This window comes from Flagellimonas abyssi, from assembly GCF_019457905.1.
GTDB classification, from domain to species: Bacteria; Bacteroidota; Bacteroidia; order Flavobacteriales; family Flavobacteriaceae; genus Flagellimonas; species Flagellimonas abyssi.
Map to the genome: position 1 here is coordinate 1 of NZ_JAHZSV010000078.1, position 3,878 is coordinate 3,878.

The window sequence follows — 3,878 nt, forward strand, 5'->3', positions numbered from 1 at the left end:
AGAGGGATTGATGGATCGGACAGAGTTTAATTTACAGACCCACTTATGATGAGAACTATGTATTGATATTAGCTTAAAAGGGCTTGCTTTTCATGGGAGTTCTTTGTTGCCATTAGTACTTTTTATTCCTCTTTCGATTTCTTCGATTTCTTTTTTGTTTGATTGTTTCTCTTCTTGTTTTTGAAATTGAAAAACTCAAAATTTTTGACAATTGTTCTAAAAAATTTGTTGAAACTATTGAGGGTCTGTACTTGGGTATCATGCGCTATTGTTCTAATCCATTTATTAATTCATTAATTCTAACTATCCTTGGGTCGATTTCTTTTTTTGCACGTAATTTGTTCAAGAGGTATCCATAAATGCCTATTCCAATTGCGGCAACATTAATAGGGATAATTAAATACATTGGGGCTTTTTCCCAAACACTAATACTAAACAACAACATTATTGGGTAAACTGGCAAAATTCCCCAATAGACATATGTTCTAAGGAATTTCTTTTGAGCTTGGAGATATTCCCTGTTTTTTTTGAGATAATTTAAATAATTCATTTCCAGATCACTAGGCTTAAATTTTTTAACACCTCGATATTTAACTATTAAATAAACGGCACAGATTATCATTAATGCTAACGCCACTTTCGTTAGGATGAAAGGAATCTTGAAGAATAAAAAGATGGATAAGAACACTCCAAACACCGCTAAAATCGTTTCTGAAAGTTCTAGATAATTCCACCATCGATCCAAACGTTTTAAACTTGATTGTAATTCTATCATTAATTTTGATTTCTCAAATTTTATTCGCTCCTGATTACTGGACGACTGCCAAATTTTATTTAATTCATCTTCAATCATAATATTTCATTTATACAGTTGAACAATTTTGATTTGATCCGCTTGATTTTTACGGCTATATGATTTTCAGATAAGCCAAGTATATCTGAAATTTCTCGGTATGCTAATCCTTCCAAATACAGAGCAACTATTGCTTTGTCTCCTTCATTCAGGCTTTTGACACATTTTCTTAAGGCAAATAGTTTTTCATTATCAATTCCATTATTTACTTCCGAACGAAGGTTAGCAATGGTCATACTATCCAATCTTATAAATCGCTTTTGGTTTTTCGTGTATTTAGATTTGAAACGAAGGCAAATATTTAATGCTATCCTATACATCCAGGTGCTAATGGATGAATCACCTTTAAATGAGTTCATCGACTTCCAAATGTGAACCAAAACTTCCTGAAATAGGTCTTTCGAGTCTTCATGGCTATATGAATAAATCGAACAAATTCTATATAGCTTATCTTGGTTTTCTTCTAATGCAGAAAGAAATATGATTTCCCTTTTTTCCATTAATGATCCTTCCCTTTACTTCATTAGTTACCACAGTTATGAGAATATGACACTTTAGCGTGTTTTTTATAAAAAAATGCTTCAGTCCTGTGAAATCAAGGAATCCTTAATTAAAGGATGAATAGTAAGGTGGCATTTTACCTCGCTCAGTAGTATTAGTTAAGGGTAAGGTTTGGGACACTTGCAGCACTTCACTGCGTTCCGTTCGCTTTTTTGAAAGGACTTTTAAAGAAGATATGATTCAAAGTATTGGGCTATTTCTTGTCCAATAGCTTTTCCAAGTAAGTCACCTTATCTTTTTCAGCTTGAACAAGTCGCTCATAAAGCTCAACTACCTTATCTAATAGATTAAATGTGCAATTATTTGGATGGAATGTTCCTTGGCTATTGCTAAAACTATTGTCGTAAAAATTGTTGAAGTAATTAATGGCTAACTCTTCAGAAAAGTTATGTATTGCCTCTGGTGTGACCCCCAAGGCTTTGGCGACAGCTTCAAGACGTTCATTATCAAGGGTCTCGGACTGTTCAATTTTAGAAACACTTTGTTGGCTGACACCCAACATCTCTGCCAAAGTTTCCTGTTTCATGCCCCTTAGCTCACGGATGCGGCCAATCTTTCTTCCAATGTGATTGTTCTTTTTTACTGTCTCCATATCCCAAAAATAAACATTCCAGATTTAAATATACGCGTAAATTACCAATGGCGGTGGTTGATTACAACTTTGGATGGTTGGGTACACGGGAACAATGCCGTTGCTTTAGGCAAAACAAAAAATCATGGAGCAACGGACATTCAATTTGGAAGGTACGGACAACCCGGAAGAAATTAGGGAAATCGTGTCCAAGGTGGTCGAAAAGGTCGATACCAACCATATCTATCTGACCATTGGAGGGAAGCAACAACCCTATAAATATTGGTTCACCATCGTGACGGGAGATTATGCCAATAGGTTCCGGGAAGAGAAAGAACAGTTCCTGAAAGTATTTTTCGGTATGTATCCCGATTGTGTTGTGAGTTACTTTACACCCACCCAGATAGGGGAGCAAGAGTCGGCAGGCACCACCTTTTTTGTCAACAATTGTAACAGGGAAAACATGATATATACCTGTTTTGATGATAGGCGTCTCGCCCCGTTCGACGAAGAAGTTCTACCAAGGGTCCTTAATAGTTCGAGGGCATATTACGAGAAAGAAATTGAAAAGGTGAGGGCATTTAGAAAAGGGGCTATACCGTTCATGGATGAGGGAAACTTTGAGCTCGCTGGCTTTATGTTCCATCAAACCTTGGAAATGGGTTATCGATTGGCCGAGCACTTCCTATTGGGCCACACCCACAAAGGGCATTCCATAAGGGAGCATCAAAACTTTATTGGGGATAGAAGCAGCACGTTCGGGGAAATTTTCCCTCAGGACATTGAAGAAGATATACGGTTGCTGAACAAGCTTGACAAATCCTATGTAAAAAGCAGGTATTCCAAAGACTTCATCATCGAGGAGGAACAGGCCGATTTGATAAAAGGTTCCGTGGATATGTTCATCCTAAAATTGGAGAAACACATTCCCGCCGAATTGGAAAAATGCCAAAGGAGGATCGATGGTCAGAGTCAATCCAAAATACAAGTACCCTCACCGCAGAACAACATCGATAAAAATCCAAACCAAGAACCTTTGTTAAACAAGCTCAGGGAATTGGAAGGCAAGTATTGTGGGACATTGGAACCATTCCAGGCAAGGGAGCGGTACAGCCTTAAGCTGATTAATGGCGGATACCAAGAAACCATGTTGATGATTACCAATTTGATGAAGGTATGTATGATGGCCATTGAATATCCCCATGGTGCCACAAAATGGCTACAAGAACCTGATATTGTCATAGCTGACACTATGAGTCATATCCTTGACCTTATGCCCTATGATGAAATGGAATTTCTAGATGAGGTAAGGCAATTGCTTTTGGAGGCTCCATCCAATGATTAACGCAAAAAACTCCGTATGAAATCAAAAAATGAATCCACCATTAACCCAAACGAAGAAAAGCTCCTTAAGGATTTAAGATTCCATGGGAACGACCATACCCCAACACTGGTTCCCCATCAATGGTTCAAGGACAAGTTCCAACCCACGTTCTTTTACCTTGACGGTCATGCTGATCTATTGTTGACCGTTCGCTCACTGATATACCTTTCCATGCGGGCAATAAATCCAGAGTTAGGCTCGGACGATGTCATGGAAAGGAACGAAGAGGAATTCATCCATCAGGCGATGACCATTGCCAACCGATTGATGCCAGTGGGTGAAGAGGCATTGATGGACCATTTGAACCTATTTTACAGGGAAGAGAAGAAGGCCAAAGAAGAAAATTGATTTAAGAAAACAGCAAATAAAGGGATAGCCATGAAAAAGAGTAAAAAGGAATTGAAGAAACTAATGGAATCGGCAAGATATAAGTTGGAGGTACTGGAGCCTACCAATATACAAAAAGGTAAGTTCAGACCGTCCTTTGTTTTGTTGGATGGATACTTGGA

At 38.0% G+C, this 3,878-nt stretch carries 5 protein-coding genes; 2 read left to right on the plus strand and 3 right to left on the minus strand.

All coding sequences use genetic code 11. From position 1 onward, the window contains the following. Window positions 1–265: 265 nt before the first annotated feature. The 3 genes from K1F36_RS19795 to K1F36_RS19805 all read right to left on the minus strand — a co-directional run bounded on the left by K1F36_RS19795 (window position 266) and on the right by K1F36_RS19805 (window position 2,006). Complete coding sequence (locus K1F36_RS19795; protein WP_220115328.1) at window positions 266–853, minus strand: hypothetical protein; 588 nt, start codon at window positions 851–853, stop codon at window positions 266–268. Further along, window positions 850–1,353 carry an RNA polymerase sigma factor gene (locus tag K1F36_RS19800; RefSeq protein WP_220115329.1) on the minus strand — a complete coding sequence of 168 codons (504 nt, stop codon included), beginning with the start codon at window positions 1,351–1,353 and terminating at the stop codon, window positions 850–852. Before K1F36_RS19800 ends, K1F36_RS19795 begins: the two co-directional genes overlap by 4 nt. Window positions 1,354–1,607: 254 nt before the next feature. Further along, complete coding sequence (locus K1F36_RS19805; protein WP_220115330.1) at window positions 1,608–2,006, minus strand: helix-turn-helix domain-containing protein; 399 nt, start codon at window positions 2,004–2,006, stop codon at window positions 1,608–1,610. A gap of 124 nt (window positions 2,007–2,130) precedes the next feature. Between K1F36_RS19805 and K1F36_RS19810 the strand changes: the two genes are divergently transcribed. Together K1F36_RS19810 and K1F36_RS19815 are read left to right on the plus strand one after the other, a co-directional pair. Then, window positions 2,131–3,330 carry a HEPN domain-containing protein gene (locus K1F36_RS19810; RefSeq protein WP_220115331.1) on the plus strand — a complete coding sequence of 400 codons (1,200 nt, stop codon included), beginning with the start codon at window positions 2,131–2,133 and terminating at the stop codon, window positions 3,328–3,330. A 15-nt stretch (window positions 3,331–3,345) separates the two neighbouring features. Beyond that, the gene (locus K1F36_RS19815) at window positions 3,346–3,717 is read left to right on the plus strand and encodes a hypothetical protein (RefSeq protein ID WP_220115332.1); all 372 of its coding nucleotides are present in this window, start codon (window positions 3,346–3,348) and stop codon (window positions 3,715–3,717) included. Window positions 3,718–3,878 lie beyond the last annotated feature (161 nt).

Coding starts and splice junctions, on each gene's coding strand:
- K1F36_RS19800 (WP_220115329.1), bottom strand. CDS start 1,353: ATGGAAAAAAGGGAAATCATATTTCTTTCTGCATTAGAAGAAAACCAA.
- K1F36_RS19805 (WP_220115330.1), bottom strand. CDS start 2,006: ATGGAGACAGTAAAAAAGAACAATCACATTGGAAGAAAGATTGGCCGC.
- K1F36_RS19815 (WP_220115332.1), top strand. CDS start 3,346: ATGAAATCAAAAAATGAATCCACCATTAACCCAAACGAAGAAAAGCTC.
- K1F36_RS19795 (WP_220115328.1), bottom strand. CDS start 853: ATGATTGAAGATGAATTAAATAAAATTTGGCAGTCGTCCAGTAATCAG.
- K1F36_RS19810 (WP_220115331.1), top strand. CDS start 2,131: ATGGAGCAACGGACATTCAATTTGGAAGGTACGGACAACCCGGAAGAA.